This window comes from Streptomyces sp. NBC_00647 (genome assembly GCF_045207245.1).
In the GTDB taxonomy this organism is placed as follows: Bacteria; Actinomycetota; Actinomycetes; order Streptomycetales; family Streptomycetaceae; genus Streptomyces.
In genome coordinates this window covers 7,803,487-7,823,844 of record NZ_CP109040.1, presented here as the reverse complement: position 1 = coordinate 7,823,844, position 20,358 = coordinate 7,803,487, and the positions used below count along the sequence as shown (strand labels likewise).

Here is a 20,358-nt window from a genome sequence, read left to right as displayed (position 1 = left end):
GGGGGTTCCCTCATTGGAGAGAGCGGTCTCACGCCCTAGCGTGTGGGAGTGCCGCTCGCTCGGGCACACGGCGCCCCACCCACAGGCGTCGTGCCTCACCCCCCACACCCGCGCGTCCCCCCACCGGCAACCTCCAAGGAGACCCATGTTCGGGCTCAACCGCGCCAAGAAGACCGCCGCTGTCTGTGCGGCGACCGCTGCCGCCGCCGCCACCGCCCTGCTCGGCGCCCCCTCCGCCGCAGCCGCGCCCCAGCCGATCGTCGGCGGTACGACGACCACGACGACCGCGTACCCGTTCATGATGCAGATCACCGACGCCTCGCAGAACCAGTTCTGCGGGGGCACCCTGGTCGCCGCCAACAAGGTCGTGACCGCGGCCCACTGCATGGTGGGCGAGACCACCAGCAGCGTCCGTGTCGTGGGCGGAAGAACGTACCTCAACGGCACGAACGGCACCGTCAGCAAGGTCAGCAAGATCTGGATCAACCCCGGCTACACGGACGCCACCAACGGCGACGACGTGGCCGTGCTGACCCTGTCGACGTCGATGTCGTACACGACGGCGAAGTACGTCTCCTCCTCGGACACCGGCGTGTACGCGACCGGCGCCACGGCCCGCATCATCGGCTGGGGCACCACCTCGGAGAACGGCAGCTCCTCCAACCAGCTGCGCACCGCGACCGTCCCGATCGTGTCCAACTCCAGCTGCGCGAGCTCGTACGGCTCCGACTTCGTGGCCACCGACATGGTCTGCGCCGGGTACACCTCCGGCGGCGTCGACACCTGCCAGGGTGACAGCGGTGGCCCGCTCCTCATCGGCGGGGTGCTGGCCGGCATCACGTCCTGGGGCGAGGGCTGCGCGGAAGCCGGCTACCCGGGTGTGTACACCCGCCTGACGACGTTCTCCAGCCTGGTGACCACGCAGGTCAACTCGTAGTCACCCATGATCTCCTGAGTACCCCTCAGGTAAATACCGGGGGGCGTTGCGGGCCTCCACGAGCGGCCCGCAACGCCCCTCATCCACTTCCCGGCCCCTCGCGCTTGCCGGCGGACGGCTTCCCCGCAGTGCCCCGTCCGTCCGCCGGCACCTCAGGTCGGACACCGTCGCACACGTGGCCTCAGGGCCGGGCGACCGTGCCGAACCTGACGTCGCATCCCTCCCCCTCGTGCATCACCGTGAGCATCCGCTCCCCCTCCGCCGTGACCTCGTCCCGCTGTGTCTTCGTGAGCCGGCCGAAGGGTTCGACGACGAGCGCGTCCTCCTCCAGCTTCCACAGGCCGGACAGGAATCCGTCGACCAGCAGGGTGCAGTAGGCCTGATTGCCCTGCCAGGTGCGCCCCTTGAGGTCGGCGGGGACGACCCGGGAGCGGTCGGCGTGGGACAGGAGCAGATTGTCGAACTCGGGCAGGAAGCGGGGCGGGGCCGGGGTGTCCGCGTCCGGGCGGGACGCGTCGGGGAGGTCGAAGAGCTCCGCTCCGTTCTCGTCGCGGAAGGTGACGAGCCGCGGCCGGAGCCGCTCGAAGACCTCACGGAGCCGGGTCAGACCGGCCCAGGTCTGCATGTCCTTGACCGAGCCGGGACCGAAGGCGGCCAGATAGCGCAGCACGGTCGCGTCCGGCGCCGGGACCGGCTCGGCGGGGCGGCCCAGCCAGTGCTCGGCGGTGGTGAGGGCGACCTGGCCGCTGCGGCCCCACAGACCGCGCGGGGTGACCTGGACGAGCGGCAGGGTGCAGCGGGCCGCGATGGAGAGGGCGAACGGGTCGGCGTCCGGCCACTCGGTGAGCAGCGCCTCGCGCAGTTGCTTCATGGTGCGGGGCTCGGCCTCCACCAGTTCACGGCTGATCGCGGTGAGGCGGTCCAGGTCGACGCCGGTGAGCCCCTTGCGGAACTGGTTCAGCTCACGATCGCGGGCGGCCTGCACCAGCGGACGCAGGGTGAGGGCGTCCTCGGCGGTGTGCGTGTGGATGGTGGAGCGCATGGTGACGATCCTGACGACCTGGCGCGCGTCCATGGCGGCCGACAGATCCTCGGGCCGGAACCCGTCCACCCGGGCGGCGAGGGCGTAGTACGGCGGCTTCACGTTCTGTGCCTGGAGGCCGAGGAGGTGCCCGACCGCGGCCGTCGCGGACAGCGGCGAGCGGCGCAGCAGGAGCTGACGGTCGAGGGTCGCGCGGTTGAGGGCGCGGGTGCCGAGCACGGGGGCCGTCGCGGTCGTCTTCGTCATACCCGGCACGCTAGCGCCGCTCGCGGACACCTTCTGTCCGCAACTCTCACCGCGATCCCGATGCCGCAGGACACCCGGGGATCGTTTGCCCCGTATATCCTGCTCCGTGATCACGCAGACGTACGTTCGACCCTGGAGGCAGCCGCGATGTCCGAGCGACGCGCCCACTCGGCCTCGAACAACCGGAAGGGCACAGGAGACACGGACAGCTCCGCCGAGGCAGGGGATTCCGGGGGGCCGAGGGGTGCGAAGGCCGGCCGGATGTCCGTCTGGCGGCGCGCCCTGACCCCGCCGTCGGCGCCGCCCGCGCAGCCGCCGGCACCGAAGGAGACTCCTCCCGCGCCCGAACCCGCCGAGGTCGCCAGCGTCGTCCAGGCCGCGCTGTACCGCGACGGGGTGCGGGTGTCGACGCCCGCGTCCCTGGCCGAGACGTTCCGTGAGCTGCGCGAACAGCCGTCAGGGATGGCCTGGATCGGTCTGGCCCGTCCGACGGAGGCCGAACTCCTGTCATTGGCAGCCGAGTTCGACCTACATCCGCTGTCCGTCGAGGACGCGATGGAGGCGCATCAGCGTCCGAAGCTGGAGCGCTACGGCGAGACGCTCTTCGTCGTCCTGAGCGCCGCCCGCTATCTGGACGCGGTCGAGGAGGTCGACTTCGGCGAGCTGCACGTGTTCGTGGGGCCCGACTTCGTGATCACGGTCCGGCACGGTGCGGCGCCGGACCTCTCGGCGGTGCGCCGCCGCATGGAGGACAGCCCGGAACTGCTGAGACTCGGCCCGGAGGCCGTGCTCTACGCGATCCTCGACTCCGTCGTCGACGGTTACGTCCCGGTGGTCTTCGGCGTCCAGAACGACATCGACGAGATCGAGACCGAGGTCTTCCGCGGCGACCCGGCGGTCTCCCGTCGTATCTACGAACTCTCCCGCGAGATGGTCGAGTTCCAGCGCGCCACCCGCCCGCTGGTCGGCATGCTGCACAGTCTCATGGCCGGCTTCGCCAAGTACGGCACGGACGAGGAACTCCAGCGCTACCTCCGCGACGTCGCCGACCACGTCACCCACACCAGCGAACGCGTCGACGGCTTCCGCCAGGCCCTCACCGACATCCTCACCGTCAACGCGACGCTGGTAACCCAGCAACAGAACGCCGAGATGCGCGCGTTGGCGGAGGCGGGCTTCGAACAGAACGAGGAGATCAAGAAGATCTCCTCGTGGGCCGCCATCCTGTTCGCCCCGACCCTCGTCGGCACGATCTACGGCATGAACTTCGCCCACATGCCGGAACTGACCTGGCGCTTCGGCTACCCGTTCGCCATCGGCCTGATGGGCGTGGTGTGCGTGAGCCTGTACTTCATCTTCAAGCGACGCCACTGGCTCTGAGCCGGCCCCGTGAGACCGTCCCCGGCCCCGGGACACCTGTCCCGGGAGCGCGGAGGCTCAACCCGCCGGCGCGATCGTGACCTTGACGTGTTTCATCAGGGGCTGGTCGCTCTGGAGGCTGTAGTCGCCGATCGCGCACAGCACGTTCATCTCCGGCATGTACCCGGCCGCGCAGCCGCGCGGGATGTCGTAGGGAATGGCCAGGTAGCCGTCCAGCGTGCGGTGGCTGCCGTCCTTGGCGGTGCTGACGATGTCGACCGGGGCGAACTCGGAGATACCGCGTTCCCGCATGTCGTCCTCGTTCATGAAGACGAGCGTGCGCAGGTTCTTGACGCCCCGGTAGCGGTCGTTGTCGGAGTAGATCGTCGTGTTCCACTGGTCGTGGGAGCGCATGGTGCCGAGCGCCAGCGTGCCGGGAGCGGGGACCACGTCGGGCAGGGGGGCCGTGGAGAACTCGGCGCGTCCCGTCGGAGTGAGGAAGACCAGTTCGCGGGCGGGCTGCTTGATGCGGAAGCCGAGCGGCAGCCGCACGCGGCGGTTGCAGTCCTCGAACCCGTCGAGGGCCCGCGCCATCGTGTCGCGGATGCGGTCGTAGTCCTCGATGTACCACTCCCACGGAGTCTCGCTGTCCGGAAGGGCGGCGCGGGCCATTCCGGCGATGATCGCGGGCTCGGACAGCAGATGCCTGGAGGCGGGGCGCTTCATGCCGACGGACAGGTGGACCATGCTCATCGAGTCCTCGACCGAGGTGCTCTGGACGCCGCCTCGCTGGTGGTCCTTCTCGGTCCGGCCCAGGCACGGCAGGATGAGCGCCCGGCGGCCGTGGACGAGGTGGCTGCGGTTGAGCTTGGTGCTCACCTGGACCGTGAGGTCGCAGTTGCGCAGCGCCGCGTAGGTGTACGGGGTGTCGGGCGCGGCGAGGGCGAAGTTGCCGCCCATGCCGACGAACACCTTCACGTCGCCGCGATGCATGGCGTGGATGGTGGCCACGGTGTCCATACCGTGCTCACGGGGCGGGTCGATCCTGCAGACCTCGGCGAGCCGGTCCAGGTACTCCTCGGCGGGCCGGTGGTCGATGCCGCACGTCCGGTTGCCCTGGACGTTGCTGTGGCCGCGCACCGGCGAGGGACCGGCGCCTTCCCGGCCCAGATTGCCGCGCAGCAGAAGGAGGTTGACGATCTCTCGCACGGTGTCGACACCGTGTTCGTGCTGGCTGACACCGAGACACCAGCTGATGATGGAGCGGTCGGCGTCGCGGTACACGCGGGCCGCCTTGAGGATGCCGTCCCGGTCGATCCCGGACTGGAGCTCGATCTCTTCCCAGGACGTGGCCTCGCACACCGCGCGGTACTCGTCGAAGTACGCCGTGTGGCGGTCGATGAACTCCTGGTCCACGGCCTTGGGGTCGGTCCCGGACTGCTCCAGGATCGCCTTGGCCATGCCGCGCAGGAGCGCCATGTCGCCGCCGATGCGGGGCTGGAGGTTCAGCGTGCTGGTCCGGGTGGACTTGAAGAGGGCCATGTCCGTGAAGTCGTGCGGAACGATGGTGCGGGTGGCGGCCGCCTCGACCAGCGGGTTGACGTGCACGATCTGGGCGCCGCGGTGGTAGGCCTCGGCCAGCGCGGTGAGCATCCTGGGCGCGTTGGAGGCGGCGTTGACGCCCATGATGAACAGGGCGTCGGTGGTCTCCCAGTCCTTGAGGTCGGCGGTCCCCTTGCCGGTGCCCAGGGACGCCTGGAGAGCGCGGCCACTGGCCTCGTGGCACATGTTCGAGCAGTCGGGCAGGTTGTTCGTGCCCAGTTCTCGGGCCATCAACTGGTAGAGGAACGTGGCCTCGTTGCCGAGGCGGCCGAAGGTGTAGAACGACGCCTCGTTCGGGTCGTCGAGTTCTCGCAGGGTGCGGCCGACCAGTTCGAACGCGTCGCGCCAGCTGATCGGCACATAGTGGTCCGACTCCGGGTCGTAGACCATCGGCTCGGTCAGCCGGCCCTGGTCCTCCAGGGCATAGTCGCTCCAGCCGAAGAGTTCGGTCACCGAGTGGGCGGCGAAGAAGTCAGGGCCGACCCGCTTGCCCGTCATCTCCCAGGTGACGTGCTTGATGCCGTTCTCGCAGATGTCCAGGTGCAGGCCCTTGGTGTCGTCGGGCCACGCGCATCCGGGGCAGTCGAAGCCCGTGTTCTCGTGGTTCATGCGCATGATCGCCCGCGGGCCGTCCACGAGGGCGCGTTCGCGCACCAGGAAGCGGCTCACGCTCTTGGCCGCACCCCAGCCGGCGGCGGGGTGATGGTACGGGTGGAACTCCGGTTCACCCTGGGGGTCGGGCCCCACACGGGGCTCCAGTCCATCCTGGCCGTCCTGGGATGCGTTCAAGAGTCTCACCGAGCCTAGGACTGGGGTCGTCGTCCGTGGTTCGCGGCGTGCTTGCGGCGGCTCTTCTTCTTCCGGCGTCTCTTCGAGGACATCGGACCTCCCTCACTCGCAGGACATCGGGAAGCGTCCTGAACTCCGGGGATCCACGATTCCATACATCACATATCGTCGCGATTCGACCCTGCGACGCATCGAAATGCATGGATATGCTGCCAATAGTTCTATGCGACTCCCCCTTCGGCACCCCTAGGAGCAGGCATGCCCAGCGAACCCGCGCCGATCAGCGAGGCTGCCCGGCACGCTCTCGAGCAGGAACTCGCCGACCTCCGCACCGAGCGTGGAACGGTCGCGGCGACCCTGCGGGACTCCGACGCGGAGGTCGGCGACAGCGCCGACGAAGCGGACGAGTTGCAGCGCGCCGACGATCTCCGGCGGCTCGACGACCGTATCTCCGACCTCACCACACGCCTCCGTCAGGCCGAGTCGGCCGGCCCGCCGCCCACCGACCTGGTCGGCGTGGGCAGCACGGTCGCCGTGCGGTTCTCGGACGGCACGGTGGAGACCGTTCAGATCGGCGAGACCGCCGCGGTGCTGGACCGGACGCTCGTCACGGCCGACAGCCCGCTCGGCAGCGCACTGCTCGGCCACCGGGCGGGAGACACCGTGAACTTCGAGGCACCCGACGGGCCCGCGAGCGCGGTGGTGGTCTCGCTGGGCGAGTCACCCGACCGCAGCGGCTGAACGCGGCGTCCGACCGGTCTCCGCCAGTTCGTAGCGGCCCACCAGTTCTCGTCAGTTCTCGTAGCGGCCCACTAGTTCTCGTCAGTTCTCGTAGCGGGAGGGCGGGAAGGGGTCCCGGGACCGGCGGGTGACGTTGCCCGTCGGAATCCGGCCGGCGCCCACCTCGAGATCGATCTCCTCGCGCTCTCTCCTGTACGCGGATTCGGGGTCCTCCGTCGGACCGGCCACCAGACCGGCTTCCCGCCGCTCGCGCTCCGTCCGCGCGTACAGCTCGTCGTCGTTCACCCGCAGGGGCATTCCCCTGTTGTGGGCGTGCTCCGGATCGCCTTCGACATCTCGGTTGGACTTGTGGTGCGTCATGCGCCGCCTCCTCAACTGACTACCCGGCGTTCACGCGCCCGGGTACGCCTTCGATGTCAGGAGTCCTCCGTCCCGTCCTTCGTCGTACGTTCCTTACCCGTTCGCCGTTTCGTAGGCGGCCTGCCCGCTGCCCGGCTCCGGCTCCGGGCCCTCGCCCGAGGCGTCCTTGCGCACGGTGCAGTGGACCGAGCCGTCCCGTGCGTCGGCGACGATCGTGTCGCCGGGTTCGGCCTCGCCACCGAGCAGCAGCTCCGCGATGCCGTTGTCGAGTTCCGTCTGGATCGTGCGCCGCAACGGGCGTGCGCCGAACTCCGGTTGGTGACCATGGGCGATCAACAGCTTCTTGGCCGCCTCCGTCACCTCGAGCTTCATGCCCTGCGCGTGCACCCGGCGTTCGCTCTGCCCGAGCAGATGACCGACGATCTCCGCCAGGTCGTCCTCGGTGAGGCTGTGGAAGATGATGATGTCGTCGATGCGGTTGAGGAACTCGGGCAGGAACCGGGTCCGCAGCTCGCCCATCAACGCGTCCTTGAGCTCCGACACGTCCCCCTTGTGGTCGAGGATGCGGTGCGCGCCGATGTTGGACGTCATGATCACGACGCAGTGCCGGAAGTCGACGGTGCGCCCCTGGCCGTCCGTGAGCCGCCCGTCGTCGAGGATCTGGAGCAGCGTGTTGAAGACATCGGGGTGCGCCTTCTCCACCTCGTCGAACAGGACCACGCTGTACGGCTGCCTGCGGACCTTCTCGGTGAGCTGGCCCGCTTCGTCGTAACCGACGTATCCCGGAGGCGCTCCGACGAGACGCGCGACCGTGTGCTTCTCCTGGAACTCGCTCATGTCGAAGCGGATCATGCGGTTCTCGTCGCCGAACAGCAGCTCCGCGAGCGTCTTGGCCAGCTCCGTCTTGCCCACGCCGGTGGGGCCGAGGAAGAGGAAGGAACCGACGGGGCGGCTCGGATCGCCCATGCCCGCCCTGTTGCGGCGTACCGCCTGCGAGACGGCGGTGACCGCCTCGTCCTGGCCGACGATACGGGCGTGCATCTCCTCCTCCAGCTTGAGGAGCTTCTCCTTCTCGCTGGCGGTGAGTTGGGACACCGGGATGCCGGTGCGCCGGGAGACGATGTCCGCGATGTCGCGGGCGGTCACGGACACGACACCGGCGCGCCGCTCCTCGATCCCCGCGAGCTCGCCCTCCGTCTCGGCGATCCGCCCCTTCAGCTCTCCCGCCCGCTCGAAGTCCTCGGCGGCGACGGCCTGATCGCGTTCACGGCGCAGCTTCGCGATGCGGTCCTCGCGTTCGGCGACCTCGGTCGAGCGGACGGCGCCGCGCAGCCGCACCCGGGCGCCCGCCTGGTCCATCACGTCGATCGCCTTGTCGGGCAGGAACCGGTCGCTGATGTAGCGGTCGGACAGTTCCGCCGCCGCGGCCAGGGCGCCGTCGGCGAAGCGGACCTGGTGGTGCGCCTCGTACGCGTCGCGCAGTCCCTCCAGGATCTGCACGGTCTCCTCGACCGTCGGCTCCGGAACCGTCACCGGCTGGAAGCGGCGTTCGAGGGCGGCATCCTTCTCGACGTACTTGCGGTACTCGTCGATGGTCGTCGCACCCACCACGTGCAGTTCTCCGCGGGCGAGAGCGGGTTTGAGCATGTTGCCCGCGTCCATCGAGCCCTCGCCCGTCGCACCCGCGCCGACGACCGTGTGCAGTTCGTCGATGAAGAGGATGATCTCTCCGTCCGACACCTGGACGTCCTCGATGACCTTCTTCAGCCGCTCCTCGAACTGCCCGCGGTACTGGGCACCCGCCACCAGGCCGGACAGATCGAGCGAGACGACGCGCTTGCCCTTCAGGGTGTCGGGAACATCGCCGGACACGATGCGCTGCGCGAGTCCCTCGACGATCGCGGTCTTCCCGACGCCCGGCTCTCCGATGAGGACGGGGTTGTTCTTGGACCGTCGCGAGAGGATCTCGATGGTCTGCTCGATCTGCTCGGCCCGTCCGACCACCGGGTCGAGCCGGCCGGCCTTCGCCTCTTCCGTCAGGTCCCGCCCGAACTCGTCCAGGGTCGTGGCGGGCTTGTCGGGCTCGGCGGGACGGCTGTCCGGGCGGGCCGCCCGCTCCGTGAGGCCCGCCAGCTTCTGGGCGTCCTGCCCCTCGGCGCGCAGCAGCTGGGCGGCACCGGTGTCGGCGTCGCCCAGCAGGGCGCCGAGGATGTGCTCGGGGCCGATGTAGGACACTCCGGACGCCTGGGAGCGGGCGAACGCGGTGGCGAGAGTGCGCTTGGCCGCCGGGGTGAGGCCCGGTTCCGAGGACGGTTCGCTGGTCTCCCGGGGAAGCACCTCGGCCAGCTGGGACGCGAGGGCGTCGGGATCGACGTCCGCCCGGGTCAGCAGAGAGCGCGACGGTTCCACTCGTGTGGCGGCCCAGAGGAGGTGCTCCGTGTCGAGATCGGACGAGCCGTCCTGCAGGGCACGCCGCGCGGCCAGGTTGAGGAGCTCCTGCGAGGACTCTGTCAGCAGTCGTCCGATGGGCACTCGCTGCACCGCCGGGGGTGATGACGCCGGCGACATCCCGAAGAAGCGGTTCAGCATCTCACCGAAGGGATCGGACGCGCCGAAACCGTAGGACGACATCGACATGGGCAGCTCCCGGTGCGGTGCGAGTCCTTCCACCATTTCGCGGCGCCTATTGCTCCGCAACCGGAGCGGGCATCCGCGACGCCGGGCCCGTGGCCTGCGGTATTTCCCGCGAAAAGGGGGAACTCGGCGCGGGGAAACCTATGTTGGCGGGCATCGGAAGACGGCCGCCGAAGCCGGGCCAGGCCCCGATTCCCCGTGGGCTGGAGCGGGGGCCGGGCCCCTCTCCCGGCGGGGTCAGGCCGTGCCCGTGCTCGCGTCGCTCCACGGGTCGAGAGCCACCACGGCCTCGTCCGTGTGGACCAGGAACGTCAGGGTCTGGCGGAAGTACAGGTCGATGCCGATGGAGTCGTGGGCCGTGTAGCCGATGGCGAGATCCTCACCGAGCCGCAGCTCGTAGTCGCCGCCCCGGGTGGTCAGCAGGAAGCCGCCTTCCATGGCGGGCGCCCAGATCAGCCGGCCGTCGAGCATCCGGCCGAGATGGGCGGCGACGGGGTAGCCGTGGTCGGAGGTCTCGCTGACCGCCGTGTACGCCTCCGCGCCCAGCAGCAGGGCGTACGGGCCCTGCACGCCTGCCAGACGGAGGGTGCTCAGCGCGTGGCTGACCGCGTCCGGGAAGTCGCGCGGCTCCGCGGGAAGACGGACCACGGGGTTGGAGGTGCGCGCGCGAAGACCGTCGATGCCGGCCGCCGCGTACCCGTTGAAGACGGTCTGGTCCTCGGCGAAGGCCATGGTGCGGGCGGCGTCCTTGACCGGTTGCCAGTCGGAGTCCTTGGCGCCCCGGTCGACGTCGTCGACGGCGGCACGGCTCACCCTGAACGGCACCGTCAGCTCGACCAGGGGCTGTACCCGGCGCAGCCGTGCGGCGACACCGGGTGACGGCCCGTCGATGCCGGACAGGTGGCCCGTCCCCACGGCCGCGAGCTCCGCGCCGTCCGGGCCCGAGACGTCCACGGCGCGCCGGCCGGCGAGGTTGCGCCGGAAGGTGCGGCGCGCCTCGTCCTCGATCTCGGCCCAGGCGGCGGGCGTGATGGGGGCGAGTTCGCGGTGCAGGTTGCCGGTGCCGTCGAGCGTGGTCATGTTCAGGCTCCTTTGAGGCTGCCGATCCCCAGCGAGCCGTCCGCCGCCGGCTCTCCGGAACCGGCGGGGAGGCCGGCGGCCGTCGCGTCGGAACCGGCGGGAAGGTCCGCCGCCCGCTCGCCCGGAGCGGCGGGGAGGTCGTCGAGGAAGTCGACGGTCGGCACGTGGAAGAGGCATCCGGTGATCGCGGTCGAGAAGTCGAGGATGCGGTCGTGCGGGGCCCGCCCGTCCCCGAGGAACATGTTCCGCAGCATCTGCTCGGTCACCTCGGGGGTGCGGGCGTAGCCGATGAAGAACGTCCCGAACTCGCCTTCTCCCAGGGTGCCGAACGGCATGTTCTCCCGGACGATCTTGCGTTCGTCGCCGTTCTCGTCGGTGACGGTGTTCAGCGCGACATGGGAGTCGGCCGGCTTGACGTCGTCGGGGAGTTCGACGTTGGCGAGCTTCGTGCGCCCGATGACCTTCTCCTGCTCGTCCGACGGCAGCGCGTTCCACGTCCGCAGGTCGTGCAGGTACTTCTGGATGATCACGTAACTGCCGCCCTCGAAGGCGGGGTCCTCGTCACCGACGATCACGGCTTCGGTGGCGGGCCGTCCCTCGGGGTTCTCGCTGCCGTCGACGAAACCGAGCAGGTCGCGCTCGTCGAAGTACTTGAACCCGTGGACCTCGTCGACCACCGTGACCGCGCCGTCCAGTCGTTCCACGATCAGCCGGGCCAGTTCGAAACAGAGGTCCATCCGGCGGGCCCGGAGGTGGAACAGGAGATCTCCCGGCGTGGACGGGGCGCGGTGGCGTTTGCCCGTCAACTCCACGAACGGGTGGAGCTCTTGGGGGCGAGGCCCGCTGAACAGCCCGTCCCAGGCCGCCGATCCGATGCCGACGACGCAGCCGAGCTCGTCGCCGGGTGCCCGGAAGGCGACGGAACGGCGCAGCCCCGAGACATCCTCCAGCAGGCCGCGGACCGTTTCCTCGTGCCCCGGCGTGACGGTGACCACGAGGAACACGGTGGCCCTGGCCGGTCGGGAGATCACAGCCTGTGGCTCGGCCAAGGGTCGGCCTCCTCATGAGACGTGGAGGTGTCCGTGGTGCGCGGACCGGTCGGTTCCTCCTCCCATCCTGCTTCGTCCCGGGGGAAACCGCACGGGAACCGGGCGCGCCACCGGTGCCCTCAGCCGCTCACGATTCCCACGACGACGTTGATGGCCGTGGCGAGAATGCTGGTGCCGAAGACGTACGACAGGAGTGAATGCCTCAGCACGATCGAGCGGATCGCCGAACTCGAGACGTCGGTGTCGGAGACCTGATAGGTCATTCCGAGGTTGTAGCTGAAGTAGAAGAAGTCACGGTAGGCGGGCGGGTCGTCCGCGTTGAAGTCGATGCCGCCGTCGGCCTCGTAGTACACGTAGGCATAGCGGGTGGCGTACATCAGATGCAGGGCGGACCAGGCCAGGAACACCCCGCACAGGGCGGTCACGGCCGCGGCGTGGCCGTTGTCGGACTGGCCGCGCACGAGCAGCAGCACGATGGCGAACAGCCCGCACAGGGCGACCGCGACCACCACGAGTTCGTCGGTCAGGGGCCGGAAGTCCTCGCGCCGCGTGTTGCTGCGGGTGGCCGCGGCGGTCATCGGCCACAGCACCAGCCAGCCGGCCAGGACGAAGAAGAGTTCGGTGGCGGCGATCCCGGCCAGCAGGCCCAGGATGACGTCGGTCGGCAGTGCGACGGCCACGCCCACCAGGGCGCCGAGGACGACCGCGCCCGTCAGGCGCGGCACGGCATCCAGGGGAAGGATCATCCTCATACACCGCCACGGTAGCCCCGTGGCCGCCGGTCGGCCCGGCGGAACCGGCCGCCCGGAGCAACGGCCTCCGCCCGGCCGGCCGGCGACGGCGGCGGACGGGCTCACCCTCGGGACGACGACGGACAGGCTCGCTCCGGGGCCGCTTCTCAGACGGGGAACAGCAGGCAGCTGCTGGTGGTGTGGGCGAGCAGCCGGTCGGCCGCGTCGAAGAGCTCGGCCTGGGCGAGGGCCGTACGGCGGCCGCTGTTGACGACGGTGCCGACCGCGCGCACCTTGCCGGTGTCCACGGTGATCGGCCGCAGGAACTTCACGGTCAGGTCGAGTGAGGTGTACCCGGTGCCCGGGGGCAGCACGGACTGCACGGCGCACCCCGCCGCGGAGTCGAGCAGGGTGGCGTAGACGCCGCCGTGGACGCTTCCGATGGGGTTGTAGTGCTCCTCCCCCGGGACCAGGGCGAAGACCACCCGTCCGTGCTCGACCTCCTCGAGGGTCATGCCGAGGGTCGCCGAGATCGGCGGTGCGGGCAGCCGTCCGGCCTGCATCTCACGGAGGAAGTCGAGGCCGCTGTACCGGCCGACCGCGGCGGCGGGGACGGCCGGGTCCTCCCAGTCGTACGTGCGAGACCTGCCCATGACGCTCCCCGTTCCCTCGACGTTCCCTCGATCTGACTTTGCTTTTCGAAGCTAGCCAGTCCGGGGTCTGGATGTCAATGTCACAGCCAGCCTACGATGGGCCCATGACGTGGCTCGACACAAGCACCGAGAACTGCACGGTCCAGCGGACGCTCGACCTGATCGGCGAGAAATGGTCGATGCTGGTCCTGCGCGACGCCATGAACGGCGTACGGCGCTTCGAGGACTTCCGGCGGCATGTCGGGCTCTCCGAGAGCGTGCTGGCGGACCGTCTGCGGAAGCTGGTCGCGGCCGGGATCCTGGAGACCGTTCCGTACAGCGAGCCGGGCAGCCGCACCCGGAACGAGTACCGGCTCACCCGCAAGGGCTGGGAGCTGTGGCCCGCCATGATCGCCCTCAAGCAGTGGGGCGACCGCTACACGGCGGACCCCGAAGGTCCGCCGCTCGAGGTCGTGCACGCCGACTGCGGCGAGGAGGTGCGGGCGACGGTCGTCTGCGGCGCCGGGCACGGCGCCCTGATCCCGCCGGAGGCGCGCACCCGCCCCGGCCCGTCGGCGAGGCGCGCCGACTCCCCGCCCGGCTGACGCCCGGCCGGAAACGGCAGGACACGGGACGGGTGACAGGCCGCCTCGTGGTGCCGGAGCCCGGCTCGTGGCAGCGTGGCTCCGTACGGCCGTCCCACCAGGTCGGACATGGACGTCCGTCGCACGGGCATCTGGTTCGCGTGACGGCACGGCGGCGCCTCGTACGGCGGCCGCGGCGCCGGAGGGACCGACCAGTGGAGGAACGATGAGCACGGAGACGGGGCCGCCGGCCGGCGAACGGTGGGCGGCGAGGGCCTCGCTGGCCGCGGCGGCGCTCGCCGTGGCGGTGCCGCTCGTCTTCGGAGGCGTACGCGGGTTCCTGCTCCTCCTCGCCGCGCTCGCGGGCATGGCCGTCGCGGCGGCGGCCCTGTGGTGGACGCTGACCCGGCGAGGTCCGGCGCGCTGGATCGCGGGGCTGCTGGCGGTCGCCGTCCCCATCGCCGTCATCGTGGTCCTCGCGGTCACCCTGCTGTGGACCCTGCTGCTCTCCCCCGTGCTGTGGATCCTCGCGGTGTGGAGCGGCCGCTACGCGCTGCGGAGTGCCCGCGGCCGTGTCCGGCCCATGAAGGAGCACCGCACCCCACCGCCACGGCGTCCCTTCGTCCTGATGAATCCCCGGTCCGGGGGCGGCAAGGTGGCGCGGTTCGGACTCGTGGAGAAGGCCGAGCGGCTCGGGGCGCGCGTCGTCCTCCTCGACCCGGAGCGCCATCAGGACGTCACCGAGCTGGCCCGGCAGGCGGTCGCGGACGGAGCGGACCTGCTGGGCGTCGCGGGCGGCGACGGGACGCAGGCGCTCGTCGCGGCCGTCGCCGCCGAACACGGCCTGCCGTTCCTCGTCGTCTCGGCCGGCACCCGCAACCACTTCGCCATGGACCTCGGCCTCGACCGCGACGACCCCTCCACCTGCCTCGACGCCTTGACGAACGGGGTCGAACTCCGGGTGGACCTCGGCTTCGCCGGGGAGCACCCCTTCGTCAACAACGCCTCGTTCGGCGCGTACGCGGCGGTCGTCCAGGATCCCGCCTACCGCGACGACAAGATCGGTACCATCCTGCAGCTCCTTCCGGACCTGCTGACCCGCCAGCGCGGACCGCAGCTGACCGCCCGGGCCGCCGGCACGACGCTCGAGGCTCCGCAGGCGCTGCTGGTGAGCAACAACCCCTACCGCACGAACGACCCGGCCGGTCTGGGCCGCCGCGAGCGGCTCGACTCGGGACTGCTCGGCATCCTCGGCGTCAAGGTGGACAGCGCCGTCGAGGCCGCCGCTCTCCTGCTTTCCCCGGACCCGCAGGGCCTCTCGGTCCTCACCGCGCGCGACGTGGTCGTCGGCGGCGACTGCGAGGAACTCGAGGTCGGCATCGACGGCGAGGCGATGATCCTGCCCACCCCGGTGCGCTGCCGTGTCGAGCCGGGCGTGCTCCGCGTCCGCGTGCCGAGGAAGCGGCCGGGCGTTCCCGCGGTCCAGCCCACCCTGGACTTTCGCCGGCTGCTCGCGCTGGCGATGCTCGTGGGCCGCACGGCCGGCGTACGACGCCCCGGCCACCGACCGAAGCCGGAGCCGCGAACCGACAAGCCCTGAGCGCCGCTTCGGCCGGCAGACCTGTCAGCCGTCCCCCGTGGGAAGAAGAGGACCGCGCTCGGCGCGCGGGAGACCGCGCGGAAGGCTGATGGCGAAGACCGTGCGGCCGGGACCGCTGGAGAGGTCGACGGTGCCGCCGTGGGCGAGGACCAGGGAACGGGCGACCGCGAGCCCCAGCCCGCTGCCGCCCCGGTCGCGGCTGCGCGCCTTGTCGACGCGGTAGAAGCGGTCGAAGACGCGTTCCTGCTCGGCGTCCGGGATACCCGCGCCGGAGTCGAGGACGAGGACGACCGCCGCGTCGGTGGAGACGGACAGTTCCACGCCCACCGCGGTGCCGGGCGGGGTATGCACCGCGGCGTTGGTGAGCAGGTTGTCCAGGACCTGACGGATGCGCAGCGGGTCCAGACGCAGCCGCACGGGTTCCGGGCCGACCGTCGCCGACAGGGTGTGGCCGGGGTGGCCGGCGCGGAAGGCGTCCACGGCGTCGCGGGTCAGCGCGGCGAGGTCGGCGTCCTCCAGGCGGAGCGGGGTCTCGACCTCGGCGGCGTCCAGACGGGCGAGCAGCAGCAGGTCGTCGAGGAGGACACCCATCCGGGCCGCCTCGGCGCGCAGCCGGGCCAGGTGCTTCTCGCGTTCCGCGGGCTCGTTGGCTGCGGCGTACTGGAAGAGGTCCGCGTAGCCGCGTACGGACATCAGCGGGGTGCGCAGTTCGTGCGAGGCGTCGGCGACGAACCGGCGCAGCCGCTGCTCGGCCTCGGTGCGCACGGCGAGCGAGTCGTCGATGTGTTCCAGCATGGTGTTGAACGCGGTGCGCAGTTCCTCGACCTCCGGGCCGCCCTTCCCGCCCCCGGCGCGCACCGGGAGCCGGGCGGAGCCGGTGAGGTTGTGCGAGGTGATGCCCCGGGCCGTGTGCGCCATGTCGCTGATGGGCCGCAGGCCGCGCCGCAGCACCGCCCGGCCGGCCACGACGAGCGCCAGCAGGGCGAGGGCGAACGCCACGACCTGGACGGTGATGAGCTGCCGCACGGTGCCCTGGAGGTCGGCCATGGGCGCGGCGGTGACCAGGACCACTCCGGGTTCGACCTCGCAGGCGCGCAGCTTGTAGGCGCCTTCTCCGTCGATCCGCGCGTCGCGCAGGCTGTGCGCGGAGCCCTCGGGCGGCAGGGCCTCGGCGGCGGCCGTGAGGGCGACGGTGTCCGCGGGCACGTCAGCGGGTTCACGGAGCACGGCCCGGCCGCCCCTGACGTCGTACACTGCGGTGAACCAGCCGTAGTAGGGCTGCTGCTGCACGGTGCCGTGGGATGCCGCGTCCTTGGACTGGGCGATCTGGACGAGCTTCATCTGCTGGCCGAGCTGGCGGTCGAGATAGTCCCTCATGTACGTCGTCAGCGCCGTGCCCACGACGGCGAACACGACGAGCGACAGCGCGCCCATCCCGAGGGCGAGCCGGGTGCCCAGGCGGGTCCGGCGATACGTCTCCCGGAAGCTGCGCGGACGGCCGGCCGGAGCGCGTGCCTCCCGGCTCCTCACGCGGCGACCTGCCGCACCACGTAGCCGACGCCGCGCACGGTGTGGATGAGCGCTGTCCCGCCGTCGTCGGTGCCGTCGAGTTTGCGGCGCAGCCGGCTGACGACGAGTTCGACGACGTTCGAGCGGCCGCCGAAGCCGTACTCCCAGACGTGGTCGAGGATCTGGGCCTTGGTGAGGACGGTGGGCGACTTGCGCATCAGGTAGCGCAGCACCTCGTACTCGGTGGGAGTGAGCGTGAGCAGCCGGCCGGAGCGCCGTACCTCGCGGGTGTCCTCGTCCATGGTCAGGTCGGCGACCGTGAGCACGGAACGCTGGAAGCCGGGTCCCGCGCTGCGGCGCAGCACGGTGCGCAGCCGGGCCATGAGCTCCTCCACGGCGAACGGCTTGACCAGGTAGTCGTCGCCGCCCCGGGTGAGGCCGGCGACCCGGTCGGCGACTCCGTCGCGGGCGGTGAGGAAGACGACGGGCACCATCGTGCCGGACTGCCTCAGCCGGTCGAGGACGGCGAATCCGTCCAGGCCGGGCAGCATCAGATCGAGCACCACGATGTCGGGGTGGAACGCGGCGGCCCGGCGCAGTGCCTCCTCCCCCGAGTTGGCCGTGACGGCCTCCCAGCCCTCGTAGCGGGCGACCGTCGCGACGAGATCGGCTATCGGAGGGTCGTCGTCCACGACCAGGAGGCGCACTTTTTCCACCCGCCCATAGTGCTGCACACGGTGGGCGGCGCCATAGCCGCGGCGGCCGGTGATCCACATCGATAAGCACTTGAAAGTCGGCCGACAGGAAAACGACAGCTCCCACCCGGCAGGCTCGACATCCCCACGACCGAACGAGGAGCTGCCCTCCGTGACCACTGTCGAACGCGTCCAGCCGCCCCCCACGGCGATACGCCCGAGGGTGGTGGCCCGCACCGGCCTGTACGCCCTGCTGGCGGCGAACGCCGTCGTGGTGGCGGTGTTCTTCGTCCGGGCCGGGTTCGCCTCGAACACACTGATCGTGCTGGGCCGGTTCACCGGCCTGTACGGCGCGCTGCTGATGGCCTTCCAGCTGGTGCTCGTCGCCCGGCTCCCCTGGCTCGACCACCGGATCGGCATGGACCGGCTGACGTCCTGGCACCGCTGGGTCGGCTTCGGCCTGCTGTGGACGCTGCTGTCGCACGTGGTGTTCATCGTCCTCGGCTATGCCGAGGGGACTCCGGCGGGCCCGGTGGACGAGCTGGTGGAGCTGGCCACGACGGTCGAGGGTGTGCTGCGCGCGCTCGTGGCCCTGGTGCTGATCATGGCGGTGGTCGCGGTGTCCGCCCGGTGGGCCCGGCGCCGCCTGGCCTACGAGACCTGGCACTTCATCCACCTCTACACCTATGTCGCGGTGGTGCTGGCGTTCACGCACCAGGTCGCGGCCGGCACGACCTTCACCGCGTCTCCCCTGGCCACGGCGTACTGGTGGACCCTGTGGGGCGGGGCGCTCGGCTCGGTGCTCGTCGGCCGGGTGGTGCTGCCGCTGTCGCGGAACCTGCGCCACCGGCTGCGGATCTCGGCCGTCGTACCGGAGTCCGACACCGTCGTGTCGATCTACGTCACCGGACGCGACCTCGGCCGGCTGCCCGCCCGGGCGGGCCAGTTCTTCCTGTGGCGGTTCCTCACCAAGGACCGCTGGTGGCAGGCCAATCCGTTCTCCCTGTCGGCCGCGCCGGACGGCACCCGGCTGCGCCTGACCGCGAAGACGGCGGGCGACGGCACGGCCGCCCTGCGGCATCTGAAGGTGGGCACACGGGTCTTCGCCGAGGGGCCCTACGGCGCCTTCACCACCCTGCACCGCACCCGTCCGGAGACGCTGCTCATCGCGGGCGGCGTCGGCGTCACCCCGATCCGGGCGCTTCTGGAGGACCTGCACGACCATGTGGTGCTCATCTACCGGGTGGCCGCCGACCGCGACGCCGTGCTCCTGGACGAGCTGCGCCGGCTCGCCGACGCCAAGGGGGCCGAGCTGCACGTGGTGACCGGCCCGGCGAGGCCGGACAGGCTGGCGCCGCGCGAGCTCGCCCGGCTGGTGCCGGACGTCGCCGACCGGGATGTCTTCGTGTGCGGGCCGCCCGGCATGACGAGCGCGGTGCTGCGCACCCTGGGCGATCTGGGTGTGCCCAGGGCGCAGATCCATTTCGAGCGTTTCAGCCTGGCGGGATGAGAGGGACACCGTGAAACGAGCACTGCCTGTCGTGGCCCTGTCGATCGCGGGGCTGATCCCGCTGTGGCGCTACGCACCGTCGCACAACACGTCTACCACCACGGAGGCCGCCGAGCCCGCCCCGAACTCACCGTCGTCGCGCTCCTCCTCCGCTCCTTCGTCGTCCTCGTCGTCCTCGTCGTCCTCGTCGGGCGCGGCCTCGCGGGTCGTCCGGGGCAGCACGGTCACCACCTCGAAGGGTGTCGTCCAGGTCGAGGTGACCTTCGAGGGCGACGCGATCGGTTCGGTGCGGATGCTCCAGCAGCCGGACCACCCGCAGACCACCGCGGCCGTGCCGAAGCTGATCCAGGAGACGCTCCAGGCGCAGAGTGCCGACATCGACACGGTCTCGGGCGCCACGGTCACCAGCGAGGGATACGTGACGTCGCTCCAGGCCGCCCTCGACGCGAAGGGTTCGTGAGTGCGCCGCGTCGAACACGTCATGGGCTTCCCGGTCTCGCTGCTCATCGGCGACGAGGACGCCGTCGAGGAGACCGCGGACCCGGTGTTCTCCTGGCTGCGTGAAGTCGACGCGCGGTTCAGCCCGTTCAAGCCGGGCAGCGAGGTGTCCCGGCTGGGCCGGGGCGAGCTGGAGCCGGCCCGGATCAGTCCGGATCTGGCCGAAGTCCTCGCTCTGTGCGAGGAGTTCCGCGTCGCGAGCGGCGGCGCGTTCGACGTGCGGCTGCCCGGTCGCGGCCTCGGCCCGTGCGCGGTCGTGAAGGGCTGGTCGGTGCAACGGGCCGCGCAGCTGCTGACAGCGGCCGGGGTGCGCGCGTTCTGCCTCAACGCGGGTGGTGACGTGATGACCGCCGGCGGTCCTTGGCGGGTGGGTGTAGGCCACCCGGAACGGGCCGACACCTTGTGCACGGTGCTGGAGATCGGCGACGGTGCGGTGGCGACGTCCGCGCGGTACGAGCGGGGCGACCACATCCTCGACGGACGCAGCGGCCGGCCGGCGACGGGCCTGCTCAGTGTCACGGTCGTGGCGCCGTCGCTGACCGAGGCGGACGCGACGGCCACGGCGGCCTTCGCGCTGGGCGCGGAGGGCGTCGAGTGGGCCGCCGCGCGCGAGGGCTGCGAGGTGTTCGCGGTCGACGCCGAGCACCGCGTCTTCCGTACGACGGGGCTTCCCGTGGCGAGTTGAGTGTGGCGGGCCGCGCGCCGTCGCCGACCGGGCGGCGGGACATACGCCGGCCCGGTGTGAGGGCCCCGCACCGAA

At 71.0% G+C, this 20,358-nt stretch carries 18 protein-coding genes; 8 read left to right on the top strand and 10 right to left on the bottom strand.

All coding sequences use genetic code 11. The features are described 5' to 3' along the window. Nucleotides 1–145: 145 nt before the first annotated feature. Nucleotides 146–937 carry a trypsin-like serine protease gene (locus OG788_RS34370; RefSeq protein WP_266763707.1) on the top strand — a complete coding sequence of 264 codons (792 nt, stop codon included), beginning with the start codon at nt 146–148 and terminating at the stop codon, nt 935–937. A 181-nt stretch (nt 938–1,118) separates the two neighbouring features. Here the strand turns inward: OG788_RS34370 and OG788_RS34365 are convergent, their stop codons facing one another. Further along, the gene (locus OG788_RS34365; RefSeq protein ID WP_406374993.1) at nt 1,119–2,225 is read right to left on the bottom strand and encodes a winged helix DNA-binding domain-containing protein; all 1,107 of its coding nucleotides are present in this window, start codon (nt 2,223–2,225) and stop codon (nt 1,119–1,121) included. A 261-nt stretch (nt 2,226–2,486) separates the two neighbouring features. Here OG788_RS34365 and OG788_RS34360 point away from each other — a divergent pair, with 261 nt between their 5' ends. Continuing rightward, entirely contained in the window at nt 2,487–3,605 is a 1,119-nt protein-coding gene (locus OG788_RS34360) for a magnesium and cobalt transport protein CorA (protein ID WP_406376921.1), read from the top strand. A 57-nt stretch (nt 3,606–3,662) separates the two neighbouring features. Here OG788_RS34360 and OG788_RS34355 read toward each other — a convergent pair whose 3' ends face one another. Continuing rightward, entirely contained in the window at nt 3,663–5,975 is a 2,313-nt protein-coding gene (locus OG788_RS34355) for an FdhF/YdeP family oxidoreductase (RefSeq protein ID WP_406374992.1), read from the bottom strand. Between the two features lie 258 nt (nt 5,976–6,233). Between OG788_RS34355 and OG788_RS34350 the strand changes: the two genes are divergently transcribed. Continuing rightward, the gene (locus tag OG788_RS34350; protein ID WP_406374991.1) at nt 6,234–6,716 is read left to right on the top strand and encodes a GreA/GreB family elongation factor; all 483 of its coding nucleotides are present in this window, start codon (nt 6,234–6,236) and stop codon (nt 6,714–6,716) included. A gap of 81 nt (nt 6,717–6,797) precedes the next feature. Here OG788_RS34350 and OG788_RS34345 read toward each other — a convergent pair whose 3' ends face one another. The 6 genes from OG788_RS34345 to OG788_RS34320 all read right to left on the bottom strand — a co-directional run bounded on the left by OG788_RS34345 (nt 6,798) and on the right by OG788_RS34320 (nt 13,223). Further along, nucleotides 6,798–7,076 carry a hypothetical protein gene (locus tag OG788_RS34345; RefSeq protein ID WP_351536529.1) on the bottom strand — a complete coding sequence of 93 codons (279 nt, stop codon included), beginning with the start codon at nt 7,074–7,076 and terminating at the stop codon, nt 6,798–6,800. Between the two features lie 93 nt (nt 7,077–7,169). Next, on the bottom strand, nt 7,170–9,713 hold the full coding sequence (locus tag OG788_RS34340; RefSeq protein WP_406374990.1) for an ATP-dependent Clp protease ATP-binding subunit: 2,544 nt from the start codon (nt 9,711–9,713) through the stop codon (nt 7,170–7,172). Nucleotides 9,714–9,947: 234 nt separating this feature from the next. Further along, nucleotides 9,948–10,790, bottom strand: coding sequence for a family 1 encapsulin nanocompartment shell protein (locus tag OG788_RS34335; RefSeq protein WP_406374989.1), 843 nt, complete (start codon nt 10,788–10,790; stop codon nt 9,948–9,950). 2 nt (nt 10,791–10,792) lie between these two features. Then, entirely contained in the window at nt 10,793–11,839 is a 1,047-nt protein-coding gene (locus OG788_RS34330) for a Dyp-type peroxidase (RefSeq protein ID WP_406374988.1), read from the bottom strand. Nucleotides 11,840–11,958: 119 nt separating this feature from the next. Then, nucleotides 11,959–12,591: a DUF1345 domain-containing protein gene (locus OG788_RS34325; RefSeq protein WP_406374987.1), complete on the bottom strand. Its 633-nt coding sequence runs from the start codon at nt 12,589–12,591 to the stop codon at nt 11,959–11,961. 146 nt (nt 12,592–12,737) lie between these two features. Beyond that, nucleotides 12,738–13,223, bottom strand: coding sequence for a PaaI family thioesterase (locus OG788_RS34320; RefSeq protein ID WP_406374986.1), 486 nt, complete (start codon nt 13,221–13,223; stop codon nt 12,738–12,740). A gap of 104 nt (nt 13,224–13,327) precedes the next feature. On the opposite strand from OG788_RS34320, the gene OG788_RS34315 reads away from it, so the two are divergent. Continuing rightward, nucleotides 13,328–13,807 carry a helix-turn-helix domain-containing protein gene (locus tag OG788_RS34315; RefSeq protein ID WP_351536545.1) on the top strand — a complete coding sequence of 160 codons (480 nt, stop codon included), beginning with the start codon at nt 13,328–13,330 and terminating at the stop codon, nt 13,805–13,807. Nucleotides 13,808–14,012: 205 nt separating this feature from the next. Further along, nucleotides 14,013–15,386 carry a diacylglycerol/lipid kinase family protein gene (locus OG788_RS34310; protein WP_406374985.1) on the top strand — a complete coding sequence of 458 codons (1,374 nt, stop codon included), beginning with the start codon at nt 14,013–14,015 and terminating at the stop codon, nt 15,384–15,386. 24 nt (nt 15,387–15,410) lie between these two features. On the opposite strand, the gene OG788_RS34305 is transcribed toward OG788_RS34310, so the two are convergent. Then, nucleotides 15,411–16,916, bottom strand: coding sequence for an ATP-binding protein (locus OG788_RS34305; RefSeq protein ID WP_406374984.1), 1,506 nt, complete (start codon nt 16,914–16,916; stop codon nt 15,411–15,413). Continuing rightward, nucleotides 16,913–17,611, bottom strand: coding sequence for a response regulator transcription factor (locus OG788_RS34300; protein WP_351536557.1), 699 nt, complete (start codon nt 17,609–17,611; stop codon nt 16,913–16,915). The genes OG788_RS34305 and OG788_RS34300 overlap by 4 nt, the downstream gene beginning before the upstream one ends. Before the next feature lie 151 nt (nt 17,612–17,762). Between OG788_RS34300 and OG788_RS34295 the strand changes: the two genes are divergently transcribed. From OG788_RS34295 to OG788_RS34285, 3 genes are read left to right on the top strand one after another with little or no spacing between them, the layout of a single operon-like run. Next, entirely contained in the window at nt 17,763–19,100 is a 1,338-nt protein-coding gene (locus OG788_RS34295; protein ID WP_406374982.1) for a ferric reductase-like transmembrane domain-containing protein, read from the top strand. A 10-nt stretch (nt 19,101–19,110) separates the two neighbouring features. Further along, entirely contained in the window at nt 19,111–19,560 is a 450-nt protein-coding gene (locus OG788_RS34290; RefSeq protein ID WP_406374981.1) for an FMN-binding protein, read from the top strand. Then, nucleotides 19,561–20,283 carry an FAD:protein FMN transferase gene (locus OG788_RS34285; protein ID WP_406374980.1) on the top strand — a complete coding sequence of 241 codons (723 nt, stop codon included), beginning with the start codon at nt 19,561–19,563 and terminating at the stop codon, nt 20,281–20,283. It begins immediately after the preceding gene. The last annotated feature ends 75 nt before the right edge of the window (nt 20,284–20,358 follow it).